The sequence below is a fragment of the Thermomonas flagellata genome, assembly GCF_022419185.1.
Taxonomy (GTDB): Bacteria; Pseudomonadota; Gammaproteobacteria; order Xanthomonadales; family Xanthomonadaceae; genus Thermomonas; species Thermomonas flagellata.
Genome location: NZ_JAJOZK010000001.1, coordinates 317,358 through 343,001 on the forward strand (window position 1 = coordinate 317,358; position 25,644 = coordinate 343,001).

The following is a 25,644-nucleotide window of genomic DNA, read 5'->3' on the forward strand; positions in this document are numbered from 1 at the left end:
GATGGGACACCACGATCGGCAGGGGCGCTGGCCGCTGCACTGGAAGATGGCGCTGGGCTTCGCGCTCGGCACCGTGGCCGGGCTGGTGGCCAACCTCGGCTTCGCCCAGTCCGAGGCCCTGCACCTGCTGGTGACCTACCTCGCCGAGCCGGTCGGCCAGCTGTTCCTGCGCCTGCTGTTCATGCTGGTGATCCCGCTGGTGTTCTCGGCCCTGGTGCTGGGCGTGGTCGAGATCGGCAATCCGCAGTCGCTCGGCCGGATCGGCGTGCGCACCCTGCTGTGGGTGCTCTTGGTCACCGCGCTGGCGGTCATGATCGGGCTGGTGGTGGTGAACCTGTTGCAGCCGGGCGTGGGCCTGCCGGAGGCGGCGCGCGCGGAGTTGCTGGCGCAGGCCGCCGAGCGCGGCGGCGCGATCGCGGAGAAGGGCCGCAGCGCCCCGTCCGGGATCGAGCTGCTGCTCAACATCGTGCCCAAGAACCCGGTCGCGGCCGCGGCCAATGGCGATCTGATCGCGATCATGTTCTTCGCGCTGATGTTCGGCATCGCGGCCACCGTGGTGCGCAGCGACGGCACCCGCCGCTTCGTCGAGGTCTGCCAGGGCGTGTATGACATCTGCCTGCGCCTGATCGAGTGGGTGATCCGGCTCGCCCCGTACGCGGTGGCCGCGCTGCTGTTCGCGATCACCGCCCGCCTCGGGCTGGACGTGCTGCTGCAGCTGGCGCGCTACGTCGGCACCGTGCTGCTGGCCTTGGGCATCCATTTCTTCGTGGTGTTCCCGCTGCTGCTGTGGCTGCTCGGGCGGATGTCGCCGCTGGCGTTCTGGCGCGCCAGCGAGCCGGCGATCCTGACCGCGTTCTCCACCGCGTCCTCCAGCGCGACCCTGCCGACCTCGCTGATGGTGGCCGAGGAGCGCCTGCGGGTGCCGCGCCGGGTCGGGCGCTTCGTGTGCACTCTCGGCGCCACCGCCAACATGAACGGCACCGCGCTGTTCGAGGGCGTGACCGTGCTGTTCCTGGCCCAGTTCTACGGGGTCGAGCTGGGGCTGTCGCAGCAGCTGATGGTGCTCTTGCTGTGCGTGCTCGGCGGGATCGGCGCGGCCGGCGTGCCGGGCGGCTCGCTGCCGGTGATCGCGCTGATCCTGGCCACCTTCGGCATCCCGCCGGAAGGCATCGGCCTGATCCTCGGGGTCGACCGCCTGCTCGACATGTGCCGGACCACGGTGAACGTGACCGGCGACCTGGTCGGCGCGGTGGTGATCGCTCGCGGCGAGCCGGATGCGGCGCCCCCGGCGGCGCCGGCGCCGGCCTGAGCCGGCCTCAGGCAGCGTCGCCGCGCAGCGCGCGCACCTGCTGCTCCAGCAGCGCCGCGGTCGCGGTGCGCCCGTCCAGCGGCGCGCCGGCGACCACCTGCACGTGCGCGCGCAGGCGCCGCGGCAGGCGCATGCGGTGCAGCCGGGAGTCGCGCCGGCTCCACATGCTGCCCCACATGTTGCGCAGCGCCAGCGGCACCACCGGCACGTCCTGGCCGCGCGCGGCGGCGCGCTGCAGGATCTTCTCGACCCCGGGCTTGAACGGCGCGATCTGCCCGTCGCGGGTCAGCGCGCCCTCGGGGAAGATGCACACCAGCTCGCCCGCGGCTAGCGCGGCGTCGATCGCCGCGTAGGCGGACTCGAGCACCTGCGGGTCCTCGTCGCGGCCGGCGATCGGGATCGCCTTGGCGGTGCGGAAGATCCAGCGCAGCACCGGGATCTCGAAGATCCGGTAGTACATGACGAAGCGCACCGGGCGCGGCACGCAGCCCATCAGGATCAGCGCGTCCATGTAGCTGACGTGGTTGCACACCAGCACCGCCGGCCCCTCGTCCGGCACGTGTTTCTCGATCCCGTGCAGCTCCAGCCGGTACAGGCTGCGCACCAGCAGCCACGACAGCAGCCGCATCAGGAACTCCGGCACGATGCTGAAGATCCACAGCGCCACCAGCGTGTTGGCGATCGCCAGCGCCAGGAACACCTGCGGGATGCTCCAGCCGAGCAGGCGCTGCGCGGCCATCGCCAGCAGCGCCGCCAGCACGATGAACAGCGCGTTCTGGATGTTCATCCCGGCGATCACCCGCGACAGCTCGGCCTTGGGCGTGCGGCTCTGGATCAGCGCGAAGAGCGGCACCACGAAGAAGCCGGTGAACAGCCCGATCCCGAACAGGTCGAACATGATCCGCGCGCTGCCCGGCGCGGTGACGAACGACCACAGGCCCAGGTGCGCCTGCGGCGCCGGGCCGGGGCGGGCCAGGTAGAGGTCGAACACGAACGCGCTGATGCCGAACGCGCCCAGCGGCACCAGCCCGATCTCGACCACCCGCCCGGACAGCTTCTCGCACGCCAGCGAGCCGAGCCCGACCCCGACCGAGAACAGCGCCAGGGCGAGGATGTACAGGCTCTGGCTGCCGCCCAGGTTGGCCTGGGCATACACCGGCAGCTGCGCGGTCAGGACCGTGCCGAGGAACCAGAACCAGCTCACCCCGAGCACCGCGTTGCGCACCGCCAGGCGCTGGCGGGTGAGCTGCCAGATGCGCCAGGACTCGCGCGCGATGTTCCAGTCCACCCGTAGCTCGGGGTCGCCGGCGTCCACCCGGGGGATGCGCCGCGCCACCGCGTTGCCGGCGATCGCCAGCAGCACCACCAGGCTCGCCGCCAGCACCGGCCCGTGCGCGCCGGCCAGCGCGAACACCATCCCACCGCAGATCATCCCCAGCAGGATCGCCACCGAGGTGCCCATCTCGACCAGGCCGTTGCCGCCGGTCAATTCCTCGGGCTTGAGCACCGAGGGCAGGATCGAATACTTCACCGGCCCGAACAGGGTGGACTGCACGCCGGTGCCGAACAGCGCCAGCAGCAGCACCGGCAGGCTCTGCAGCAGGAAGCCGAGCGCCGCCACCGACATCACCACGATCTCCATGGTGGTGGTGATCACGATCAGGCGCTGCTTCTCGGTGCGCTCGGCGATCTGCCCGGCGGTCGCCGAGAACAGGAAGTAGGGCAGGATGAACAGCGCAGGCGCGAGGTTGGCGTACAGCGTCATGCTCGCGCTGCCGACTGCCATCCACGCCAGCAGGCCGATGATCGCCTGGCGGTACACGTTGTCGTTGAACGCGCCCAGCGCCTGCACCACGAAGTAGGGCAGGAAACGGCGCTGGGTGAGCAGGTCGAACTGCGAATAGGCCATGGCGCCCCCGATCGCGGACCGGCCGAGGATAGCCGGTCGCCACGGACGGCGCGGCTGCTATGCTGCCGCGGGAGGCTCCCGCCGCGAGGACCACCGATGGCCGCCGCAGCCCCCGTCCGCGCGCGCCGCGCGCCCGGCGCCCCGCCATGAGCCGCTTCCTGCTGGTGCACGGCGCCTTCCACGGCGCTTGGTGCTGGTATCGGCTGCTGGCCTGGCTGCGCGCGCAGGGGCGGCGGGCCGAGGCGCTGGATCTGCCCGGCCACGGCCGCGACCGCACCCCGCTGGAGGCGGTCACCCTGGACGCCTACGTCGCGCGGGTGGTGCAGGCGCTCGACGCCAGCCCCGAACCGGTGGTGCTGGTCGGCCACAGCATGGGCGGCGGCGTCATCACCCAGGCCGCTGAGGCGCGCCCACAGCGGCTGCGCGCGCTGGTGTACGTGGCCGCGCTGCTGCCGCGCGCCGGCGATACCCTGCTCCAGTTGTTGCAGGAGGTGCCGGTGCCGGAGCCGGCCGCGCGCATGCGCCTGTCCGAGGATCGCCGCCGCCTGTGGATGAACGAGCCGGACCTGCACGCGCGGGTGTACCCCGACTGCCGCGCCGAGGACGCCGCGCTGGCTGGGCTGCTGCTGGTGGAGCAGGCGACCCAGCCGCTGCTGCAGCCGATCCGCACCACCGAGGCCGGCTTCGGCCGGGTGCCGCGGGTGTACGTCGAGTGCCGCGACGACCGCGCGGTGCCGCTCGCCCTGCAGCGCGCCATGCACGCGCGCCTGCCGTGCCGGGTGGAGACGCTCGCGACCGGCCACTTCCCGATGCTGTCCATGCCCGAGCGGCTGGGCGCGCTGCTGCTGGAGGCGGACGCGCGCGCCGGCTGAACGCCGCCGGCGCCGCGCCAGCGGCTATCCTGCCGCGCGGAGGGAACCGCGATGCCACTGAGCCTCAACGAAATCCGCGAGCGCGCCCGCGCGTTCGCCAGGGAATGGGCGGGGGAGTCCAGCGAGCGCGCCGAGGCGCAGAGCTTCTGGAACGAGTTCTTCAACGTGTTCGGCGTCAACCGCCGGCGCGTGGCCGTGTTCGAGCAGAAGGCCGAGCGCTTCAGCGGCGGCAAGCATGGCCGCATCGACGTGTTCTGGCCGGGGGTGATGCTGGCCGAGCACAAGAGCGAGGGCCGCGACCTCGACGCCGCGTTCGAGCAGGCCACCGACTACTTCGCCGGGCTGAAGGATGCCGAGCTGCCGCGCTACGTGCTGGTCAGCGACTTCCGGCGCTTCCGCCTGCACGACCTGGAAAGCGGCGAGCGCACCGACTTCGCGCTGGCCGAGCTGCACAAGCAGATCGGGCGCTTCGGCTTCATCAGCGGCTACCAGAGCCGCACCTACCAGGAAGAAGACCCCGTCAACCTGCAGGCCGCCGAGCGCATGGGCCGGCTGCACGATGCGCTGAAGGCCAGCGGCTACGCCGGGCACGCGCTGGAGGTGCTGCTGGTGCGGCTGCTGTTCTGCCTGTTCGCGGACGACACCGGCATCTTCCCGCGCCAGGCCTTCCACGACCTGATCGCCCAGCGCACCGGCGAGGACGGCGCCGACCTCGGCATGTGGCTGGCGCGCATCTTCCAGGTCCTCGACACCCCACCCGAAAAGCGCCAGACGACGCTGGACGAGCAGCTGGCGGAGCTGCCCTACGTCAACGGCCGGCTGTTCGAGGAGGTGCTGCCGCTGGCGGACTTCGACGCGCGCATGCGCCGCCTGCTGCTGGACGCCAGCACGCTGGACTGGAGCCGCATCAGCCCCGCCATCTTCGGCGCCATGTTCCAGTCGGTGATGGACGCCAGGGCCCGCCGCCACCTGGGCGCGCACTACACCAGCGAGAAGAACATCCTGAAGCTGATCGGCCCGCTGTTCCTGGACGGGCTGAAGGCCGAGCTGGACAAGGCCGGCCATGACGAAAAGAAGCTGGCGCAGCTGCACCGCACGCTGGCCACGCTCACCTTCCTCGACCCGGCCTGCGGCTGCGGCAACTTCCTGGTGATCGCCTACCGCGAGCTGCGCCTGCTGGAGCTGGAAGTGCTCAAGCGCCAGTTCGCCACCCAGCAGTCGGTGCTGGCGCACGTGCAGGACCACGTGCTGGTGGACGTGGACCAGTTCTACGGCATCGAGATCGAGGAGTTCCCGGCGCAGATCGCGCAGGTGGCGATGTGGCTGATGGACCACCAGATGAACCTGCGCGTGTCCGAGCAGTTCGGCGAGAACGTGGTGCGCCTGCCGCTGAAGAAGTCCGCCACCATCGTGCACGGCAACGCGCTGCGGATCGACTGGAACGACGTGGTGCCGGCGGAGCGGTTGAGCTACATCCTCGGGAATCCGCCGTTTATCGGCTCGAAGCTGATGACCACTTCGCAGCGCGAGGATCTATTGGCGGTCGCCGCTGGGCTGAAGGGCGCGGGCGTGCTGGATTTCGTCTGCGCATGGTATCTGAAGGCCGCGCATTACATCGACGGCCAACCCGTGCGCGTCGCCTTCGTCTCCACCAACTCCATCACCCAGGGCGAGCAGGTCGGCATCCTGTGGGGCGAACTGCTGCGGCGCGGCTGCCGCATCTTCTTCGCCCATCGCACCTTCCGCTGGAACAACGAGGCGCGCGGCGTGGCGGCCGTGCACTGCGTGATCGTGGGCTTTGCGCTGGGCGAGGTGACGCCCAAGCAGCTGTTCGACTACGAGGACATCGCGGGCGAGCCGCACCGCCTGCTGGCGGACAACATCAATCCGTATCTGGTGGATGCAGCGGATGTGTTGCTGCCGAATCGCAGCAAGCCGATTTGCGACGTGCCGGAGATCGGCATCGGCAACAAGCCGATCGACGGCGGCAACTACCTGTTCACCACCGAGGAGCGCGATGCGTTCATCGCCAAGGAACCGGGCGCGGCGAAATGGTTCCGGCGCTGGCTGGGGTCGGACGAGTTCATCAACGGCTGGCAGCGCTGGTGTTTGTGGCTGGGCGATTGCCCGCCCTCGGAACTGCGGACGATGCCGGAGGTGCTCAAGCGGGTCGAGGCCGTGCGTGACTATCGCAAGGCCAGCGCCAGCGCGCCCACGCGCAAGCTTGCCGACACGCCGACCCGGTTCCACGTCGAGAACATACCGGACGACCACTATTTGGTCATTCCGGAAGTCTCCTCCGAGCGCAGGGCCTTCATCCCGATCGGCTTCATGGCGCCGGACACCCTGTGCAGCAATCTGGTGAAGATCGTCCAGCACGCGACGCTGTACGACTTCGGCATCGTCACCTCCACCATGCACATGGCTTGGGTGCGTACCGTCTGCGGTCGCCTGAAGAGCGACTATCGCTACTCCGCCGGCATCGTCTACAACAACTTCCCCTGGCCCGAGCTGGGCGACGACGACAAACACCGCGCCGCCATCGCCGCCGCCGCGCAGGGCGTGCTGGATGCCCGCGCGCAGTTCCCCGAGGCGACGCTGGCCGACCTCTACGACCCACTGACCATGCCGCCCGCGCTGGTGAAAGCCCACGCCGCGCTGGACAAGGCCGTGGACGCCGCCTATCTCGCCGCCGAAAAAGCCGCCGGCCGCAAACCGCCCAAGCTCGGCACCGACGCCGAGCGCGTGGCCTTCCTGTTCCAGCGCTACCAGGCGCTGACCCGCCTGCAGCCGGCGGCGAAGCCGAAAAAAACCGCGCGCAAACGGCAGGTGTCGGCATGACTGGGCTTCGCTTCTTCCCGCTGCTGGCCGTGCTGCTGCTGGCCGCATGTTCGGAGCGCACCGCGCCTGCGACTGAGCAGCCTGCGCTACGGCCGCAGCAGGCAGGCCAACCGTTGGATCCGCTGACCACTGCTGCGCGCATGGCGGCCATTCGTGGCGCTGCGGTGATGGGCGATCAGGGCACGGTGCGCGAGCAGGTGGACGCGATGAGCCATGACCTGCAACGGGCCATGCGCCTGCCCGATCCGGCTCGGCGCATTCCCGCCGAGCCGGCGCGGCAGCGGGCAGCGACGGTAAGGGGCGTCAGTTCGGTGGCGTGGGTGGACTTCGGCAACCTGCTGGCAATGGTGGACGGCGCGCAGTATCGCGATTACGCCACCATCGACCGCATCTGCATGGCACTGGCGCCGCTGGGCGATACCCTGTGGGTGACAGTCCACCTGCAAGACCGGCAGGCGCGCAGCGGCGAAGATTTGGACATCCTCAGCCGCAACTGCCAATTGCCGTCCGGCGAAAACGCGTTTGGCCAACGGCAGCGGCGTATGAACATGGTGGAACCTGCGGTGCGCGCGGAGCATCAGGCCGCCCGCATGAAGATGCGCGATGCGCAGGCGCGCAAGGCCGAGGATGATCGCGCGAATGCCGAAGCCCTGCACAATATCCCGGAGATGTAGGGCGCATGGAGAATCGATCGATGACGAAGACTGGAGGCGCGCCATGAAACCCCGCACCCACGTGGCCCACGACGACGGCCAGCGCCGGCTGGCGGTGCTGATCGACGCCGACAACGCGCAGGCATCGGTGATCGAGGGCCTGCTGGCGGAGGTGGCCAAGTACGGGCTGGCCAGCGTGAAGCGCATCTACGGCGACTTCACCACCCAGCAGCAGGCGCAGTGGAAGAAGGTGCTGCTGAAGCATTCGATCAGCCCGGTGCAGCAGTTCGCCTACACCAGCGGCAAGAACGCCACCGACAGCGCGCTGATCATCGATGCGATGGACCTGATGTACACCGGCCGCTTCGACGGCATGTGCCTGGTCTCCAGCGACAGCGATTTCACCCGGCTGGCGCAGCGCCTGCGCGAGGAGGGCCTGACGGTGTACGGCTTCGGCGAGCACAAGACGCCGGACCCGTTCGTGCAGGCCTGCGACAAGTTCATCTACACCGAGGTGCTGCGCGCGGAAGCGCCGGAGCCCGCGCCCGCCGCCAAGCCGGCTGCGGAGAAGCCCGCCGCGAAGCCGAAGCCGGCGCCGGAGCCGGCACCCGCGCCATCGCCTGCGCCGGCGCCCGCGAAAGACGGGCCGCTGCCGTTGCCGCTGGACCTGCTGCGGCAGGCCATCGAGGAGGCGTCCGACGAGGAGGGGTGGGCGCACCTGGGCGCGATGGGCACCTACCTGAACAAGATTCGCCCGAACTTCGACCCGCGCCTGTACGGGCAGAAGAAGCTCAGCGACCTGCTGCGCAAGCACCCCAAGCACTTCAGCGTGATCGAGCGCGAAACCACGGCTACCGGTGGCAAGGTGCTCTACGTCAAGGCGCTGGGTTGACCCGCCAAGGCGCAGGCAGGGGAGCGTCAGTGGCCTCGGCCGTCATCGCAGCCGGGTGGCAAGGTCCGGTTTCGCCACGAACACATGGGCTTTGCCCTGAAGGTGACGGTCCAGCAGCTTTGCCTTCACCAGTCCAAGCAGGTCCGAGCGCGCGGTATCGTAGGCGATGTCGTGGATGCGGCGATGCACCGCTATCGTGAATGTCTTGTTGGGGTGTTTGAGTGCGTTGAGCAGCAGCGCCCGCTGGCGGTGGTTCAGGCGGTTGGCCAGCCGGCTGCCCGGCCGCAGCAGGTTCTGTGCTTCGGCGTAGGCGGCCTGCTTGCGTGCGATGTAGCCATGGACGCCTTCGATGGCGCGTAGCAGCACGTCGAGCTGGTGGGAGACGAAATAGGTCAGGTCGCCTTCGTCCGATTCCGTGTAGAGATAGGAGCGGGTGTATTGCGCAGGTGCCCGCTTGAGGATGCTGGAGATCGAGAAATACTCTGCCATCCAGAAGCCTGCGCGCAGCATCGACCAGTAGAAGAGCGCGCGCGCCGTGCGCCCGTTGCCATCCACGAACGGATGGTCATAGCCGATCATGAAGTGGATCGTGATCGCCCGCACCACCGGGTGGATGAAGTCGGCCTCATCGTCGCCACGGTTTGCGAATGCACAAAGTGCGCGCATTCGCTCGGGCAGTTCCGATGCCGGTGGCGGGACATGCAGGACGCGTCCGGTTTCATCCTCGATGACGATGTTTTCCGCACCGGTGCGATAACGCCCCGCGGCACCCGGATCCTGCAGGGTGCCATCGGTCAGCATGCGGTGGATCTCGAACACGGTCTCCGGCGTCAGCGGACGGTCCAGCCAGCGCTTCAGCTCGTGCATCGCCCGGAAGTTGTTGTAGATCATGCGCTCGCCGTAGTCCCGCGGCGCACGCCCGGAGCGGAGCATGTCCTTGGCCACTTCGGTGGTGGTGGCAGCCCCTTCCAGCTGCGAGGAGGTCATCGCCTCCTCCATCAGGGAGCGGATCAGATAGCGCTCGCGCATGCCGTCGGACGGCAGGATGCTGGCGCCCTGCAAGGCGCCTGCGGCATCGCGGGCCACGAGGAACAGCCGACGCTGGATGCTGTCGCTGGGCGAGATGCTGAAGGCCTTGCCGGCCTTGTCGAGCAAGGGGAGCTCCTTGCGCAGTGCATGGCGGGCCAGCTTGATCCCCAGCCACCACTGCTCGGTGGACAAGCCTTCGGGGGGGGTCAGGTGGCGGAGGTGGTCCCAATGCTCGTACTGACCGTTCACCTCCGCGCCCAGGCGCATGTCCACAAGGCTGCCCAGCCGTCCGGCGTGCTGCTGCAAAAGCGGGATCCAAGGCGGGGGCGTGACCGGTGGCTTCATGGGGTCTTGCCGATTTCCTACCGAAACATATAGGAATCGGTAGGAAATTGGTAGAAGTCCCCAATGTACATGAATTCAAAAGGTTTTCCGGATTCCTTCGGCGATGCGATTGGACGGGCGTGCAGCGCGACCGCATCCTCCACGCGCTGCGCAAGCGCTATCCGGTCGCCGCGGACTGAGCGCCGCGCTTCAGTAGCCGCCGAAGCTGCCGGCCGGGCCGGGGAACACCACCGGGCTCTCGCTGCCGTCGCGCGCCACCGCGGCCACGCCGAAGAAGAAGTCGTCGATCACCACCCCGCGCAGGGTGGCGTGGTCCACGTCGCCGACCCAGCGGTTGTGGGTCCACTGCGGGTCGGTGGTGTCGCGCCAGTACACCCGGTAGCCGGCCAACTCCGGGGCCTGCGCGGCCGGCGGGCGGGTCCAGCGCAGGGTGGTGTCGGGGCTGACCGCGCCTTCGATGCGCACCTGCGCCGGCGGCGGCGGGGCGCCGGCCAGCCCGGCGAGGGTGACCGCGTCCAGCGCAGTCAGCTTGGCCGCGTAGGCCGGATCGACGCCGTCCACGGTGTCGCCGTAGCGGCGCACGCGGCCGTCCGCGCCGGCTTCGCTGCGCACGTCCTGGTGCTGGCGGTCGTAGTGCTCGTGCGCCTCCATCACCCGCACCGCGGGCATCCCGGCCTCGTTGAACGGGCGGTGGTGGCCGCCGCGCCCGAAGCGGTCCTGGCGGTACACCATGCGCACCTGCAGCTGCGGCACGTAGGCGGCCATGCGCGCGATGTAGCGGGCGAGGTTGCGGCTGGGCGCGTCGAGTTCGCCGCCGGTGGCGCGGCGCTGGCGCGCCTCGGCCTCGGTCTCGGTGGCGCGGGTGCCCTCGGAGAACACCCGCGCGGTGCCGTTGTCCAGCACGCCGTCGATGCCGGCGACATTGCCGATCATGTCGTTGTTGAGCACCGCCTCCACCCGCCAGCCCTGCGCCTGCGCGTAGCGGGCGAGGATGCGCCCGCCGTTGAGGTTCTGCTCCTCGCCGGAGAGCACGGCATACACGATGGTCGCGGGGAAGCGGTACTGGCTGAGCACGCGCGCGGCCTCCAGGGTGCCGGCCACGCCGCTGGCGTTGTCGTTGGCGCCGGGGGCGTCGGAGGTGGCGTCCATCACGTCGCTCACGCGCGAGTCGAGGTCGCCGCTCATCATCACCACCCGCTGCGGGTCGGCGCTGCCGCGCTGGATCGCGATCACGTTCACCACCTCGGTCGGGCGCGGGATGCGCGGCGGGTCGGTCACCACCTCGGCCACCGTGCGCACCTCCAGGCAGCCGCCGCAGGCGGCGGCGATGCGCTCGAACTCGGCCTGCACCCAGCGCCGCGCGGCGCCGATCCCGCGGGTCGGCGAGGCGGTCTCGGACAGGGTGTGGCGGGTGCCGAACCCGGCCAGGGTGCGCACGTCGCGCGCGATCCGCGCAGGCTGCGGGGCCTGGCCGATCGTCAGCAGGCGCGCCACCTCGGTCGGGGCCGGGGGCGCCGGAGGCGGCTCCTGCGCCGAGGCGGACGCGGCGACGGGGAAGGTGGCGAGCAGGCACAGCACGGGCGACAGCAGGCGGCGCATGGCGGTGGCAGGGAAGCGGGCGTTGCCGGCAGCCTGCCAGCGCCGGCGGCGGCCGGCCCCTGCCATTGGTTCAGGCCGCCGCCTGCAGCACCCGGCGCACGCTGGCCGCGGCCGCGCCGCGCAGGCTGAGCCAGCCGGCCAGCATCGCCGCCAGCATCCCGGCCAGCGCGCCGACGGCGAGGGTGCGCAGGCTCCAGGTCGGCGGCAGGTCGAGCACGCGCTGGGCGAAGGCGTCGCCGGTCGCGGCCGCGGCCAGCGCGGCGATCGCGCCGGCGACCAGCCCGATCGCGCCGAACTCGATCCACTGCGCGGCGCGCAGCTGCGCGCTGCTGGCGCCGAGGGTGCGCAGCACGCCCAGCTCCAGCAGGCGCTCGCGGCGGCTGGCGGCGACCGCGGCCACGAACACCAGCACGCCGGCGGCGAACGCGAACCAGAACACCACCTGCACCACCTGCGCGGCCTGGTCGCCGATGCGGCGGATCTCGGCGGTGACCGCGTCGATGTCGATCACGTTCGCGTTCGGGATCTCCCGCTGCAGCGCGCGCGCCAGCGCGGTGTCGCCGGCGGGCACGCGCACCGCGGTGATGTAGGTCGCCGGCAGCCCGGCAGCGAGGTCGGGCGAGGCGAGCACGAAGAAATTCGGGGTGAAGCTCTCCCAGCGCACCTGGCGCAGGCTGGTGATGCGGCCCTCCAGGCGGCGCCCGGCGACCTCGAAGGCGAGGCGGTCGCCGAGCTTCCAGCCCAGCGCCTCGGCGAAGCCGCGTTCGACCGAGAACTCGCCGCGCCCCTGCGACCCCGCCCAGAAGCGCCCGGCCACCACCTGATTGCCGGCCGGCAGCGTGGCCGCGCTGGACAGGTTGAACTCGCGGTCGAGCAGGCGCGCGCCGCGCCCCTGCGGCGGCGGGCGGCCGCGCTCGGCGGCGCTGGGGCCGACGTAGCGGGCCACGATCACCGGGGCGAACCCAGCCGGACGCAGGCCCAGACGCGCCAGCACCGCGTCGAACGTCGTGCGCTGGTCGGGCTGCACGTTGATCACGAAGCGGTTGGGCGCGTCCGCGCGCACCAGCGCCTGCCACTGGTTCCACACGTCGGTGCGCACCAGCAGCAACAGCAGCAGCGCCATCAGGCTGAGCCCGAGCGCCACCACCTGCGCCAGCGTCAGCCGGCGCCGGCGCGCGAGGTTGCGCAGGGCGTAGCGGCCGATCCCGCGCAAGCCGAGGCCGGCGCGCGCCAGCAGCGCGGTCAGCACACCGCCGGCCGCGGCCAGCACCGCGGCGGTGGCCAGCAGCCCGCCGAGCAGGACCGCCGCCGCCTGCGCGCTGCCGGCGGCCTGCCAGAACAGCGCCAACAGCCCGCCCAGGGCGAGCGCGAACAGCAGCAGCGCCGGCGGCGAGGGGGTGCGCAGGTCCTGGCGCAGCACCGCCAGCGCGCTGACGTGGCGCAGCGCCAACAGCGGCGGCAGGGCGAAGGTGGCCAGGATCCACAGCCCGACCAGCCCGCCCTGCAGCAGCGGCCACGCGCGCACCGGCGGCAGCGCGGTGCCGAGCGCGCGCGCCACCCAGGCCCCGGCCGCCTGCTGCAGGGCCCAGGCCGCCAGCACCGCCAGCGCGATCGCCAGCAGCCCGAGCAGCAGCAGCTGGCCGGCGTACAGCGCGGCGATCAGGCGCTGGCGCGCGCCCAGCGCGCGCAGGATGGCGGCCACGTCGCGCTGGCGCTCGGCGTGCTGGCGCGCGGCCATGCCGATCGCGACCGCGGCCAGCGCCGCGGTCAGCACCAGCGACACCGCCAGGAACCGCTGCGCGCGCTCCAGCGCACCGCGCAGCTGCGGGCTGAGGTCGTCGCCGGTCTGCACGCTCTCGCCCGGGCGGCGCTGCGCCTCGCGCGCGCGCACCCAGGCGGCGACCGCGGCCGGCGCGCCGGCCACCGCGACCCGCCACTGTGCGCGCGCGCCCGCCGCCAGCAGCCCGGCGGCCTCGACCTCGGCCAGCGGCAGGATCGCGCGCGGGCCCAGCTCCACGCCCTCGATCGGGCGGTCGGGCTCTTCCTCCACCAGTCCGGCCAGGCGCAGCGGGCGGCCGCCGACCAGCACCGGCTGCCCGAGCGCCACGCCTAGGCGCTCCGCCCCGGCCGCGGTGAGCCACAGGGTGCCCGGCGCCGGCCGCGCCAGCCGCTGCGCGCCGGCCGCGGTGCGCACCCGGTACGGCCCGAGCAGCGGCGCGTCCGCGCCGAGCGCCTTCAGGCTGCCGAGCTGCGGGGTCCCGCCCGGGCTGCCGAGCATGCTCACCAGCTCCACGCTGCGGTAGCGGCGCAGGCCGAGGCGCGCGGCGTCCGCCAGCGCCGGGCCGAGCCGGCCGGCATCGCTGCGGAACGCGGCATCGCCGCCGACCAGGCGCCGGCTCTGCTGGGCGAGCGCGTCGGCGGTGCGCTGGGTCAGGCTGCCGACCCCGGACAGCGCCAGCACCGCCACGAACACCGCCGCCAGCAGGATGCCGAACTCGCCGCTGCGCCAGCCGCTGGCGGCCTGGTGCGCGACCATCCGCAGCAGGCGCTGCGGGCTCATGCGACCAGCCGCCCCGCGTCCAGCCGCAGCACGCGGTCGCAGCGCGCGGCCAGGCGCTCGTCGTGGGTGACCAGCACCAGGGTGGTGCGGCGCTCGGCGTCCAGCGCGAACAGCAGGTCCTCCACCGCCTGCCCGGTGCGGCGGTCGAGGTTGCCGGTCGGCTCGTCCGCGAACAGGATCCGCGGCCGGGTCACGAACGCGCGCGCGATCGCCACCCGCTGCTGCTCGCCGCCGGACAGCTGCCGCGGCAGGTGGCGCAGGCGCGCGCCGAGGCCCACCTGCGCCAGCAGCGCGCGCGCCGCCTCGGCGCCGTCCTCGCCGCGCAGCTCCAGCGGCAGGGCGACGTTGTCCAGCGCGCTGAGCATCGGCATCAGCTGGAAGTTCTGGAACACGAAGCCGACCGCGCGCGCGCGCAGGGCGGCGCGGGTGTCCTCGTCGGTGGCGTGGATCGCCACCCCGTCCAGCCAGACCTCGCCGCGGCTGGGCAGGTCCAGCCCGGCCAGCAGCGACAGCAGGGTGGTCTTGCCGGAGCCGGATTCGCCGACGATCGCCACCCGCTCGCCGGGCGCGATCGCGAGGGTGATGTCCTCAAGGATGGCGAGTGGGCCGTCCGCCAGCGGCACCTGCTTGGCCACCGCCTGCATGCGCAGGCTGCCGGGGGCGTCCGTGCTAGCGTGTGCGCCCCGGTCGGAGGCAGGCGAGGCGGTGATGGCGGTGCGGCGCGCGGGCGCGTGGTGGGTGTCCATGCTGGCGATGCTACTGGCAATCCCGCTGGCGGCGCCGGTGCAGGCGCGCGAGCAGGTGGTGCTGGTGCTGGGCGATTCGCTGTCGGCGGCGCACGGCCTGCGCCCGGAGCAGGGCTGGGTGGCGCTGGCGGACGCGCGTTCGCCGCGCTACCGCTTCGTCAATGCCAGCGTGTCCGGCGAGACCTCCGCCGGCGGCCGCCAGCGGATCGACGCCGAGCTGGCGCGCGCGCGCCCGGACATCGTGGTGATCGAGCTGGGCGCCAACGACGGCCTGCGCGGGCTGCCGCTGGCGCAGCTGGGCGCCAACCTCGGCTGGATGATCGGCCGCGCGCAGGCGGCGGGCGCGCGGGTGCTGCTGCTCGGGCTGCAGCTGCCGCCCAACTTCGGCGCCTACGCGCGCGAGTTCCAGCGCAGCTACGTGCTGATCGGGCAGCGACTGGGCACCGGGGTGGTGCCGCATTTCCTGGCGCCGCTCGGCACCGAGCGGCGCTGGTTCCAGGACGACAACCTGCATCCGACCGCCGCGGCGCAGCCGCTGCTGGCGGAGGAGGTGCTGCGCGCGCTCGACGCGCTGCCGCCGCCACGCCGGCGCTGAGGCGCTCACCGGCGCGGCCCGGCGGGCGCCGGGTTCACTTGATCAGGCCCTCGGCGCGCATCGCCGCCTGCACCGCCGGGCGCTGCGCCACCCGCTGCTGGAACGCCTGCAGCGCCGGCAGCGCGGACAACAGCTCCAGCCGGAGCGCGCGCGCCCAGTGGGTGACCACGAACAGGTAGGCATCGGAGACCTGGAACTGCGCGCCGTGCAGGTAGGGCTGCGCGGCCAGGCGCTCCTCCAGCGGCGCATAGCGGCGCTGCAGGTAGGCGATCCGCTCCGCGCGCAGTTCCGGCGGGCTGGCGGGGTTGAACAGCGGGCTGTAGGTCTTGTGCAGTTCGGAAGTGATGTAGGAGAGCATTTCCTGCACGTGGTAGCGCGCGCGGGTGCCGGCCGCCGGGATCAGCCCGGCCGCGGGCGCCTGGTCGGCCAGGTACTGCACGATCACCGGGCCCTCGGTCAGCAGGTCGCCGTCGTCCAGCCGCAGCGCCGGCACGTAGCCCTTGGGGTTGAGCGCGCGGTAGTCCTCGCCGGAGGCGGTGCGCATGCTCGCGTGGTCGAGCCGGTCCAGCTCGAGGTCGAGGCCGGCTTCGCGGGCGACGATGTGCGGCGACAGCGAGCAGGCGCCGGGCATGTAGTAGAGCTTCATGGGCGTGGACTCCGGGCGGAGAGGGTGCGGCGATCCTCGGCGCGCGCGCGTTCGCCCGCCGTGAGCGTGCGCGGCCGCGGCTGCAACGCTGCATTGCGCGCCCGCGATCGCGGCCCGCGTGCACGCCGGCTATACCTGCCGCGCGCTGCAATCCACGCTCGCTTGCCGCCCGGAGCCGCCATGCCCCGCCTGTTCGAACCGCTGCCGCTCGGCCCGCTCACCCTGCGCAACCGGATCGTGGTCGCGCCGATGTGCCAATACATGAGCCGCGACGGCGAGGCCGGCGACTGGCACGCGGTGCACTGGGGCACGCTGGCGCTGTCCGGCGCGGGGCTGGTGATCGTGGAGGCGACCGCGGTGTCGCCGCAGGGGCGGATCTCGTGGGCCGACCTCGGGCTATGGGACGAGCGCACCCAGGCGGCGATCGCGCACGCGCTGGCGGTGGCGCGCCGGCATGCGGACGTGCCGTTCGGGATCCAGCTGGCGCACGCGGGCCGCAAGGGCGCCTGCCGCCAGCCGTGGGACGCCGGCGGCGCGCCGCTGCCGGCCGAGGATGCGCGCGCGTGGCCGGTGGTGTCGGCCTCCGCGCTGCCGTACGCCGAGGGGCATCCGCTGCCGCAGGCGCTGGATGAGGCCGGGATCGCGCGGGTGGTGGCGGACTTCGCCGCCGCCGCGCGGCGCGCGGTCGCGCTCGGCTTCGACCTGATCGAGCTGCACATGGCGCACGGCTACCTGCTGCACCAGTTCCTGTCGCCGCTGAGCAACCAGCGCACGGACGCCTGGGGCGGACCGCTCGAGCACCGCCTGCGCCTGCCGCTGGCGGTGTTCGAGGCGGTGCGTGCGGCGATCCCGGCGCAGGTCGCGCTCGGGGTGCGGATCTCCGCCAGCGACTGGGTCGAGGGCGGCTGGGATCTGGCGCAGAGCGCGGTGCTGGCGCGTGCGCTCGACGACCGCGGCTGCGACTACCTGCACGTGTCCGGCGGCGGGCTGGACCCGCGCCAGCGCATCCCGCTGGGGCCGGGGTACCAGGTGCCGTTCGCGGCCGCGCTGCGGCGCGAGGTGGCGATGCCGGTGGTCGCGGTCGGGCTGATCACCGAGCCCGTGCAAGCCGAGACCATCGTGTCCAGCGGCCAGGCCGATGCGGTGGCGCTCGCGCGCGGCCTGCTGTGGAATCCGCGCTGGCCCTGGCATGCCGCCGCCGCACTGGGCGCGCAGGCGGACTGCCCGCCGTCCTACCTGCGCGCCGCGCCGCACGCGCCCGGCGTGCTGCGCCCGCCGCCGGCCGCGGACGCGGCGACACCCGCCTGAGCCTGGAGGTTGCGCCATGGCCCCGCTGCCCGCCGCCCGCGTGATGCCCGCCGCCTTCCTCGGCCACGGCAGCCCCATGAATGCGCTGAAGGAAAACCGCTACAGCGCGGCGTGGCGTGCCTTCGGCGCGGCGGTGCCGCGCCCGCGCGCGATCCTGGCGGTGTCCGCGCACTGGCACGTGGATGCGCTGGCGGTGACCGCGATGCCGCGCCCGCGCACCATCCACGACTTCTACGGCTTCCCGCCGGCGCTGTACGAGGTGCAGTACCCGGCGCCGGGGCTGCCGCAGCTGGCGGAGGAAGTGGCCGACGTGGTGGCGCCGGACTTCGTGGTCGGCGCCGACCGCGACGGCTGGGGCCTCGACCACGGCACCTGGTCGGTGCTGGTGCACGCCTTTCCCGATGCCGACATCCCGGTGGTGCAGCTGTCGCTGGACGCGCGCAAGCCGCTGGACTGGCACCTCGCCCTGGGCGCGAAGCTGGCCCCGCTGCGCCAGCGCGGGGTGCTGGTGCTGGGCAGCGGCAATCTGGTGCACAACCTGCGCGCGCTGGACTGGGCGCAGCCGGAGGGCGGTTTCGACTGGGCCCGCCGCTTCGATGCCGATGCGCGCGCAGTGCTGGCCGAGCGCCCGCACGACCTGCCCGCGCTGGCCGCGCATCCGGACTACCGCAAGGCGGTGCCGACCGACGAGCATTTCCTGCCGCTGCTGTACCTGGCCGGTCTGTCCGCCGCCGCGGGGCGGGCGAGCGAGGGGCTGGTGGACGGGTTCGCCTATGGGGCGCTGTCGATGGCCGCGTTCACCCTGGACGCCGACTGTGCGCCGGTCGCCGCCGGCAGCGCGCCCGGGGCGGCGGCCTTGCCGCGCGGGGTGGCGCCGGAGGACACGAATGCCTGAGCAGGCGTTGTGGCCGTGTAGCGGCAGGGCCGGTGCGGATCGCGCGCGCCGGTGCGGTGGTCTGCGCGAGGCCATCCGCCGATGGAATCGGACGCGCCCGGGCCACGGCCCATCCGCGCGGCGCCGATCTTGGCCAGCCGGGCCGCGGCTGCCGGCAGGGAGAGCGCCATGGCGGAGCCTGCCCCGGATCGGCGCCGTACGCTGCGGCGCAGCAGGCTGCGGTCGGAATGCGCCCTGGGGGCGCCCTTGCCGGGGTGCCGGCGTGCGCGCAGTCACGCTCGGTCGCAGCGCCCCTTGCGCCGCTGCCACGGGCGGGAAATGATCAGCCACTTGACCACGCTCCCGGACACCACGCGCGCGCCCATCGCCCCGGTCTGGCGGGAATCCCTCGCCATGGCCGTGCTCGTCGGCCTGCTCAACGGCGCCGCGCTGGCCTTCACCCGCGGTCCCGGGGAACTGTCGGCCCTCTGGCTGGGCAACGGCGTGCTCGCCGGCTGGCTGCTGGCGCGCCCGTACCTGGGCTGGCTGCGTGCGCTGCTGGCGCCGATGCTGGTCGACCTGGCCGCGCGCCTGGCGCTGATGGGGCTGCCGCTGCTGGCCGCGGCGCTGACCCTGGCCGACCTGCTGGAGATCGTGCTGGTGGTGCAACTGGTGCGCCGCTATGCGCCCGACGTCGGCAATCCCGAACGCTGGACGCAGCTGGGCGCCGTGGCGACCGTCGCCACCCTGGTCGCCTGCCTGCTGTCGGCGCTGCTGGCGGCCGCCGCCAATGCCGCCAGCGGCGGCACCGAGTTCGTGGTCGGCTACGTGACCTGGTTCGCCGCGCATGTGCTCGGCATGGTGGTGTTCGCCACCGCGACCCTGGTGGTGCTGTACGACCGCCGCGCGATGGCGATGCCGAAGCTGCGCACCGGTCCGTTCCTGGGCATGACCCTCATCGTCGCGGCGGTCACCCTGGTGGTGTTCAGCATCGAATACCCGGTGCTGTACCTGGCCTATCCGCCGCTGCTGTGGCTGGCGCTGCGCTTCGGTTTCGCCGGGGTCGCGGCCGGGGTGCTGGTGCTCGGCCTGGTCGGCGGGCTGGCGACCACGCTCGGGCAGGGCCCGCTGACCCTCGACGACGGCCTTGGCCGCGCCGGCCGGATCGCGCTGCTGCAGCTGTACATCGCCGGCGCCTGCGTGCTGACCATCCCCGCGGTGCTGGTGATGGCCGAGCGCCGGCGGCTGGTGCAGCGCCTGCGCGAGAGCGAGCAGCGCTACCGCCTGCTGGCCGACTACTCGCACGACCTGATCGTGCGGATGCGCCCGGACGGCACCCGGGTGTACGTCTCGCCGGCCGCGCGCGACGTGCTCGGCTGGGAGCCGGAGCAGATGCTCGGCCCCTGCCAGGACCAGCTGCATCCGGACGACCGCGAGGCGCAGCTGCAGACCCTGGAGCGGGCGCTCGCCAGCGGCCAGGCGCAGATCGGGCGCTACCGCCTGCGCCACCGCAACGGCCAGTACGTGTGGATCGAGGGGGTGGTGCGGCCGATCCCGGCGTTCGACGGGCACGAGGCGGAGCTGATCTGCACCGGCCGCGACATCTCGCAGCGGGTCGCCACCGAGCAGGCGCTGGCGGCGAGCCTGCGCGAGCTGGAGCAGCAGGCACGCGAGGATCCGCTGACCGGGCTGGCCAACCGCCGCCAGTTCGAGGAGCGGCTGGGGCTGGCGCTGTCGCGCCTGCGCCGCTATGGCCGCCCGCTGGCGCTGTTCTTCCTCGACCTGGACGACTTCAAGCCGGTCAACGACACCCACGGCCATGCCGCCGGCGACCACGTGCTGGTCGAGTTCGCCGCGCGCCTGCAGGCGCAGGTGCGCGAGACCGACCTGGTGGCGCGGCTGGGCGGGGACGAGTTCGCGATCCTGGTGGAAGATGCGGAGATCCCGGCCGGGGTGCTGTCGCTGGCCGGCAAGCTGCTCGCCCTGGCGCGCACGCCGGTGGCGCTGGGCGGCAGCGCGGTGCGGGTCGGGGCCAGCATCGGCATCGCCTGCGCCGAGATGCCGGTCAGCGCGGCCGACCTGCAGGCGGCCGCGGACGCGGCGCTGTACGAGGCCAAGGACACCGGCGGCGGCACCTGGCGGATGCGCCGGCTGACCGATCCGCGCGCGGCGCGCATGGCTCCGCCCGCGGCGGCGGGTGCGGGCGATGCCGCGGCGGCGGGCGCGCCGGTTCGCGCGGACCTCCCGCCCGGCGCGGGCTGAGGCCGGTCGCGCCGCGGATCAGCGGCGCGCCAGCGCGCGCCAGCCGATGTCGCGGCGGTGGAATTCGCTGGGCCAGGTCACCGCGGCGACGCCCGCATAGGCGGCGTCGCGGGCCGCGGCGAGGTCGTGGCCGAGCGCGGTGACGCACAGCACGCGTCCGCCCGCCGTCACCACGTGCCCCGCGGCATCCAGCGCGGTGCCGGCGTGGAACACCTTCACGCCTGCGGGCACCGCGTCGAGCCCGGCAATCGCCTCGCCGGTGACGGGGGCGTCCGGGTACGGGCGGGAGGCCATCACCACGCCCAGCGCCGGGCGCGGGTCCCACTGCGCCTCGGCCGTGTCGAGCGCGCCGTCGATCGCGGCTTCGACCAGATCCACCAGGGGCGAGCGCAGGCGCAGCAGCACCGGCTGCGTTTCCGGATCGCCGAAGCGCACGTTGAATTCGATCACCTTCGGCGCGCCGCTGGGGTCGATCATCAGCCCGGCGTACAGGAAGCCGGTGAACGGCATGCCCTCGGCGGCCATCCCGCGCACGGTGGGTTCGACCACCTCGCGCAGGACGCGGGCGTGCACCGCGGGCGTGACCACCGGCGCGGGCGAGTACGCGCCCATGCCGCCGGTGTTGGGGCCGGTGTCGCCATCGCCCACCCGCTTGTGGTCCTGGCTGGTCGCCATCGGCAGCGCGTGGCGGCCGTCCACCATGCAGATGAAGCTGGCCTCCTCGCCGGCGAGGAACTCCTCGATCACCACCCGCGCGCCGGCATCGCCGAAGGCATTGCCGCCGAGCATGTCGCGCACCGCGGCTTCGGCCTCGGCCAGCGTCATCGCCACGATCACGCCCTTGCCGGCGGCCAGGCCGTCGGCCTTGACCACGATCGGCGCCCCTTTCGCCCGCACGTAGGCGAGCGCGGCCTCGACGTCGTGGTGCACGGCGTAGAACGCGGTGGGAATGCCGTGGCGGACCAGGAAGTCCTTGGCGAAGGCCTTGCTGCCTTCCAGCCGGGCGGCCGCGGCGGTGGGCCCGAAGATGCGCAGGCCGGCGGCGCGGAAGCGGTCCACCACGCCCGCCACCAGCGGCTGCTCGGGGCCGACCACGGTCAGCGCCACGCCCTCGCGCTGCGCCAGCTGCAGCAGGCCGTCCAGATCGGTGGCCTTGATGGCCGCGTTGCGGCACTTGGGCTCGGTCGCGGTGCCGGCGTTGCCCGGCGCGACGATCACCTCGCTCACGCGCGGCGACTGCGCCAGCGCCCACGCCAGCGCGTGCTCGCGGCCACCGGATCCGATCACCAGCAGTTTCATGGGTTCAAGGCTCCCGAGGGGCAGGGGCGGCGCGCTGCGCGCGCCAGGCATCCAGCGCCAGCACCAGCAGGGTGACGGCGGTCAGCGGGATCACGCCGTACAGCATCACCAGCCGGTAATCGGCCAGCGCTGCGTGCTGCCCCGCCTGCAACAGCAGGTAGGCGACGTAGGCCACGTAGTAGGCGAGGAACAGCGCGCCTTCCCAGCGCGCGATGCGGTGCCCGGTGAAGAAGATCGGCAGGCAGGCGATCGCCACCGCGACCATCGCCGGCAGGTCGAAGCGCTGCGCCGCCGGGCTGACCGCGATCCCGCGCGGGCTGGCCAGCGCGGTCGCCCCCAGCACCAAGAGCAGGTTGAAGATGTTGCTGCCGACGATGTTGCCGACCGCCAGGTCGCGCCTGCCGCGCAGGCCGGCGACCACCGAGGTGGCGATCTCCGGCAGCGAGGTGCCGACCGCGACCACGGTCAGCCCGATCACCAGCTCGCTCAGCCCCAGCGCGCTGGCCAGCTCCACCGCCGCGCGCACCAGCAGGCGCGCGCCGATCACCAGCAGCGCCAGCCCGAGCGCGATCAGCGCGACCTGGCGCAGCCGCCGCGGTGGGGCGCCGGACACCGCGAGGTCGAGCTCCCCGGCCTCCGGTGCCGCCTCCGGCCGGCGGCGTGCCAGCCACAGCAGGAACCCGATGTAGGCCGCGGCGCCGGCCAGCAGCAGCGCGCCCTCGGCGCGCGCGATGCGCCCGTCCCAGGCCAGCAGCAGGGTCAGCAGCGAGGCGCCGATCATGATCGGCACGTCCAGCCGCACCAGCTGGCGCTGCACCACCAGCGGGGTGACCAGCGCGACGAAGCCGAGCACCAGCAGGACGTTGGCGATGTTGCTGCCGAGCACGTTGCCGAGCGCGATGTCCGGGGTGCCGGCGAGCGCGCCGCCGACGCTGATCGCCAGTTCCGGGGCGCTGGTGCCGATCGCGACCACGGTCAGGCCCACCACTAGCGGCGTCAGTCCGAGCGCCAGCGCCAGCCGCGACGCACCCCGCACCAGCGCCTCCGCGCCCAGCAGCAGCAGGGCGAGGCCGGCGAGGAAGAGCAGCGCCAGCATGCCGGCTCAGCGCGCGCCGGTGCGCCAGCCGTGCGCGGCGAAGATGGCCTGGCCGCGCGGCGACTGCAGGAAGGCGAGGAACCCCGCGGCATGCGGGTTGGCCTTGCCGCGCGTGGTCACCACCACCCCGCAGTCGCGCCAGATGCGGAACTCCGGTTCCACCGCCACCGCCACCGCCTCGGCCAGGCCCGGGTTGGCGACCTGCCAGATGTTCCAGATGATCCACGCATCCAGGCTCGGGTCGTCCTGCCAGCGCTGCTTGGCCTCGGCGCTGTTGGCGGCCTCGGGGAAGGCGATGTTGGCGCGCAGCGCGCGCACGAGGCGGATGTCGCCGGTGCGCCCGGCCATGTCCTCCCACAGCCCGGTCTGGCCGGCACCGGCCACGGTCAGCACGCGCACGCCGGGCTTGAGCAGGTCGCGCAGGCCGCGGATGCGCTTGGGGTTGCCGGGACGCACCAGGATGGCGGAGGGCCGCAGGTACAGCGGGATCGCCTCCTTGAGGTCGAACAGGCCGGGCAGCGCGGCGGCGAAGCCGGTCATCATGTTCTCCGCGCCGCTGTAGATCAGGTCGGCGTCCTGCATCGCCTGGACCGACCACTGCGGCGTGGGGCCGGCGGTGACCTCCACGCGAATGCCGTGCGCGGCGCCGTATTCGGCGGCGGCCTGCTTCATCGCCGGGGCCGGCCCGCCCGGGCCGTACACGTGCAGGACCTCGCCGGCCCAGGCCGGCAGCGCGCTCAGCAGCAGGCACAGCAGCAGGCTCAGGCGGCGCATGGCAAAGCTCCCGTGGTCAGTGGCGGAAGTGGCGGATCCCGGTGAACACCATCGCGATCCCGTGCTCGTCCGCCGCGGCGATCACCTCGGCGTCGCGCAGCGAGCCGCCCGGCTGGATCACCGCGGTGATGCCCGCTTCGGCGGCGGCGTCGATGCCGTCGCGGAACGGGAAGAACGCATCGCTGGCCATCACCGCGCCGGCCACCGCGAGCCCGGCGTCGGCGGCCTTGATCGCGGCGATCCGCGCCGAATACACCCGGCTCATCTGCCCGGCGCCGACCCCAATCGTGCGCTGGTCCTTGGCATACACGATGGCGTTGGACTTGACGAACTTGGCGACCTTCCACGCGAACAGCAGGTCGGCGAACTGCGCCTCGGTCGGCGCGCGCCGGGTGACCACGCGCAGAGCGTCGCGGCCGACCCTGCCGGCATCGGCGGTCTGCAATAGCAGCCCGCCGCCGACGCGCTTGCCGTCGAGCGCCGTCGCGGCCGGCGCATCGGCCGGCAGCGCGATCCGCAGCATGCGCACGTTGGCTTTCTTCTTCGCGTAGGCCAGCGCCTCGGCGTCGTAGTCGGGCGCGATCAGCACCTCGACGAACTGGCGCTCCAGGATCGCCTTGCAGGCGGCGCCGTCCAGCGGCGTGTTGAAGGCGAGGATGCCGCCGAACGCGCTGGTGGGGTCGGTGGCATAGGCCTGCTCGTAGGCGTCCAGGCAGCCGCTGCCCACGGCCACGCCGCAGGGATTGGCGTGCTTGACGATCACGCAGGCCGGCAGGTCGAACTGGCGCACGCACTCCCACGCGGCGTCGCTGTCGGCGAGGTTGTTGTAGCTCAGCGCCTTGCCCTGCACCTGCTCGAAGGTCGCCAGCGAGCCCGGCGCCGGATGCAGGTCGCGGTAGAACGCGGCCTGCTGGTGCGGGTTCTCGCCGTAGCGCAGGTCCATGACCTTCACGAACGTCCCGTTGGCCTGCGCGGGGAACGCCGCGCGCACCGGCACCTCGGCGGAGGCGTCGGTGATCGCCGAGAGGTAGTGGCTGATCGCGGCGTCGTACTGGGCGACGCGGTTGAACGCGGCCACCGCCAGCGCGAAGCGGGTCTGCGCCGACAGACTGCCGCCGCTGGCGTCGAGTTCGGCGATCAGACCCGCGTATTGCGCCGGGTCGGTGGCCACCGCGACGCGGGCGAAGTTCTTCGCTGCGCTGCGCAACATCGCCGGGCCGCCGATGTCGATGTTCTCCACTGCCTCCGCCAGGGTGCAGTCCGCGCGCGCGGTGGTGGCCTCGAACGGATACAGGTTGAGCACCAGCAGGTCGATCGCGCCGATGCCGTGTTCGGCCATCACTGCCTCGTCCACGCCGGCGCGGCCGAGCAGGCCGCCGTGCACCACCGGGTGCAGGGTCTTGACCCGGCCGTCCATCATCTCGGGGAAGCCGGTGAGGTCGGCCACGTCGCGCACCGCCAGGCCGGCGTCGCGCAGGGCGCGCGCGGTGCCGCCGGTGGAGACCAGTTCGACCCCATGCGCGGCCAGCGCGCGCGCCAGGTCGACCAGGCCGGTCTTGTCGGAGACCGACAGCAGGGCGCGGCGGAGCGTGACCGGCGCGCCGGGGAAGGAGTCGGCAGGCATGCGCGGAGGCAGCGGTGGGGTGCGCGGATTATACGGGCCGGCGCCGAAGGCGGCGGCGCGGAGGTCAGGCCAGGCCGTAGTCGCGCAGCTTCTTGCGCAGGGTGGCGCGGTGGATGCCCAGCATCGCCGCGGCGCGGCTCAGGTTGCCCTCGCAGTGGTGCAGCACCTCCGCGAACAGCGGGATCTCCAGCTCGCGCAGGGCTATCACGTACAGGTCCTCGGCCGGGGTGCCGTCGAGGTCGCGCAGGTAGCGCCGCACGGACTGGGCGACGTGCTCGCGCAGCGGCGTGCGCGCGGCATCCGGACGGTCGGCGGTGGCGTTCAAGGCGGCCCCTCGTGGCTCGGCCGCGGCGCGGGGTGGGCGGCGCTGCGGGGCGGGCAGTCTAGCGCGGCGGGCGGGCGGATGTCAGG

20 protein-coding genes are annotated in these 25,644 nt (G+C 73.0%); 9 read left to right on the forward strand and 11 right to left on the reverse strand.

The annotated features are described in order from the left end of the window. Position 1 precedes the first annotated feature (1 nt). On the forward strand, positions 2 to 1,309 hold the full coding sequence (locus tag ML340_RS01530) for a dicarboxylate/amino acid:cation symporter (RefSeq protein ID WP_240095940.1): 1,308 nt from the start codon (positions 2 to 4) through the stop codon (positions 1,307 to 1,309). Between the two features lie 7 nt (positions 1,310 to 1,316). On the opposite strand, the gene ML340_RS01535 is transcribed toward ML340_RS01530, so the two are convergent. After that, complete coding sequence (locus tag ML340_RS01535; RefSeq protein ID WP_240095942.1) at positions 1,317 to 3,218, reverse strand: MFS transporter; 1,902 nt, start codon at positions 3,216 to 3,218, stop codon at positions 1,317 to 1,319. A gap of 146 nt (positions 3,219 to 3,364) precedes the next feature. Between ML340_RS01535 and ML340_RS01540 the strand changes: the two genes are divergently transcribed. From ML340_RS01540 to ML340_RS01555, 4 genes are read left to right on the forward strand one after another with little or no spacing between them, the layout of a single operon-like run. After that, positions 3,365 to 4,090 (forward strand): alpha/beta fold hydrolase, encoded by a 726-nt coding sequence (locus ML340_RS01540; protein WP_240095943.1) that lies wholly within the window; start codon positions 3,365 to 3,367, stop codon positions 4,088 to 4,090. A gap of 51 nt (positions 4,091 to 4,141) precedes the next feature. Then, entirely contained in the window at positions 4,142 to 6,931 is a 2,790-nt protein-coding gene (locus ML340_RS01545) for a DNA methyltransferase (protein ID WP_240095945.1), read from the forward strand. Beyond that, the gene (locus ML340_RS01550) at positions 6,928 to 7,605 is read left to right on the forward strand and encodes a hypothetical protein (RefSeq protein ID WP_240095947.1); all 678 of its coding nucleotides are present in this window, start codon (positions 6,928 to 6,930) and stop codon (positions 7,603 to 7,605) included. Before ML340_RS01545 ends, ML340_RS01550 begins: the two co-directional genes overlap by 4 nt. Positions 7,606 to 7,648: 43 nt before the next feature. Beyond that, entirely contained in the window at positions 7,649 to 8,476 is an 828-nt protein-coding gene (locus tag ML340_RS01555) for an NYN domain-containing protein (protein WP_240095949.1), read from the forward strand. A gap of 42 nt (positions 8,477 to 8,518) precedes the next feature. On the opposite strand, the gene ML340_RS01560 is transcribed toward ML340_RS01555, so the two are convergent. The 4 genes from ML340_RS01560 to ML340_RS01575 all read right to left on the reverse strand — a co-directional run bounded on the left by ML340_RS01560 (position 8,519) and on the right by ML340_RS01575 (position 14,755). Beyond that, complete coding sequence (locus ML340_RS01560) at positions 8,519 to 9,850, reverse strand: Fic family protein (RefSeq protein ID WP_240095951.1); 1,332 nt, start codon at positions 9,848 to 9,850, stop codon at positions 8,519 to 8,521. Between the two features lie 189 nt (positions 9,851 to 10,039). Continuing rightward, positions 10,040 to 11,449, reverse strand: coding sequence for a M28 family metallopeptidase (locus tag ML340_RS01565; RefSeq protein WP_240095953.1), 1,410 nt, complete (start codon positions 11,447 to 11,449; stop codon positions 10,040 to 10,042). Between the two features lie 70 nt (positions 11,450 to 11,519). Then, a complete protein-coding gene (locus ML340_RS01570; RefSeq protein ID WP_240095955.1) occupies positions 11,520 to 14,009 on the reverse strand; it encodes an ABC transporter permease in 2,490 nt (829 codons plus the stop codon). Continuing rightward, positions 14,006 to 14,755 (reverse strand): ABC transporter ATP-binding protein, encoded by a 750-nt coding sequence (locus ML340_RS01575; RefSeq protein ID WP_425608249.1) that lies wholly within the window; start codon positions 14,753 to 14,755, stop codon positions 14,006 to 14,008. Before ML340_RS01575 ends, ML340_RS01570 begins: the two co-directional genes overlap by 4 nt. Between ML340_RS01575 and ML340_RS01580 the strand changes: the two genes are divergently transcribed. Next, positions 14,754 to 15,350 carry an arylesterase gene (locus ML340_RS01580; RefSeq protein ID WP_240095957.1) on the forward strand — a complete coding sequence of 199 codons (597 nt, stop codon included), beginning with the start codon at positions 14,754 to 14,756 and terminating at the stop codon, positions 15,348 to 15,350. The two genes, ML340_RS01575 and ML340_RS01580, sit on opposite strands and share 2 nt — an antisense overlap. Before the next feature lie 34 nt (positions 15,351 to 15,384). Here ML340_RS01580 and gstA read toward each other — a convergent pair whose 3' ends face one another. Continuing rightward, complete coding sequence (gene gstA, locus ML340_RS01585) at positions 15,385 to 15,996, reverse strand: glutathione transferase GstA (RefSeq protein ID WP_240095959.1); 612 nt, start codon at positions 15,994 to 15,996, stop codon at positions 15,385 to 15,387. Positions 15,997 to 16,176: 180 nt separating this feature from the next. Between gstA and ML340_RS01590 the strand changes: the two genes are divergently transcribed. The 3 genes from ML340_RS01590 to ML340_RS01600 all read left to right on the forward strand — a co-directional run bounded on the left by ML340_RS01590 (position 16,177) and on the right by ML340_RS01600 (position 20,440). Further along, a complete protein-coding gene (locus ML340_RS01590; protein ID WP_240095961.1) occupies positions 16,177 to 17,304 on the forward strand; it encodes an NADH:flavin oxidoreductase/NADH oxidase in 1,128 nt (375 codons plus the stop codon). A 16-nt stretch (positions 17,305 to 17,320) separates the two neighbouring features. After that, the gene (gene ygiD / locus ML340_RS01595; RefSeq protein WP_240095963.1) at positions 17,321 to 18,199 is read left to right on the forward strand and encodes a 4,5-DOPA-extradiol-dioxygenase; all 879 of its coding nucleotides are present in this window, start codon (positions 17,321 to 17,323) and stop codon (positions 18,197 to 18,199) included. A gap of 330 nt (positions 18,200 to 18,529) precedes the next feature. After that, entirely contained in the window at positions 18,530 to 20,440 is a 1,911-nt protein-coding gene (locus tag ML340_RS01600; protein WP_240095965.1) for a sensor domain-containing diguanylate cyclase, read from the forward strand. An 18-nt stretch (positions 20,441 to 20,458) separates the two neighbouring features. Here the strand turns inward: ML340_RS01600 and purD are convergent, their stop codons facing one another. The 5 genes from purD to fis form a co-directional block, all read right to left on the reverse strand. Further along, entirely contained in the window at positions 20,459 to 21,739 is a 1,281-nt protein-coding gene (purD, locus tag ML340_RS01605; protein WP_240095967.1) for a phosphoribosylamine--glycine ligase, read from the reverse strand. A 4-nt stretch (positions 21,740 to 21,743) separates the two neighbouring features. Continuing rightward, positions 21,744 to 22,835 (reverse strand): calcium/sodium antiporter, encoded by a 1,092-nt coding sequence (locus ML340_RS01610; RefSeq protein ID WP_240095970.1) that lies wholly within the window; start codon positions 22,833 to 22,835, stop codon positions 21,744 to 21,746. A gap of 6 nt (positions 22,836 to 22,841) precedes the next feature. Continuing rightward, a complete protein-coding gene (locus tag ML340_RS01615; RefSeq protein ID WP_240095972.1) occupies positions 22,842 to 23,609 on the reverse strand; it encodes a substrate-binding domain-containing protein in 768 nt (255 codons plus the stop codon). A 16-nt stretch (positions 23,610 to 23,625) separates the two neighbouring features. After that, positions 23,626 to 25,233 carry a bifunctional phosphoribosylaminoimidazolecarboxamide formyltransferase/IMP cyclohydrolase gene (purH, locus tag ML340_RS01620; RefSeq protein ID WP_240095974.1) on the reverse strand — a complete coding sequence of 536 codons (1,608 nt, stop codon included), beginning with the start codon at positions 25,231 to 25,233 and terminating at the stop codon, positions 23,626 to 23,628. A gap of 64 nt (positions 25,234 to 25,297) precedes the next feature. Then, positions 25,298 to 25,558, reverse strand: coding sequence for a DNA-binding transcriptional regulator Fis (gene fis / locus ML340_RS01625; protein ID WP_240095976.1), 261 nt, complete (start codon positions 25,556 to 25,558; stop codon positions 25,298 to 25,300). Between the last annotated feature and the right edge of the window lie 86 nt (positions 25,559 to 25,644).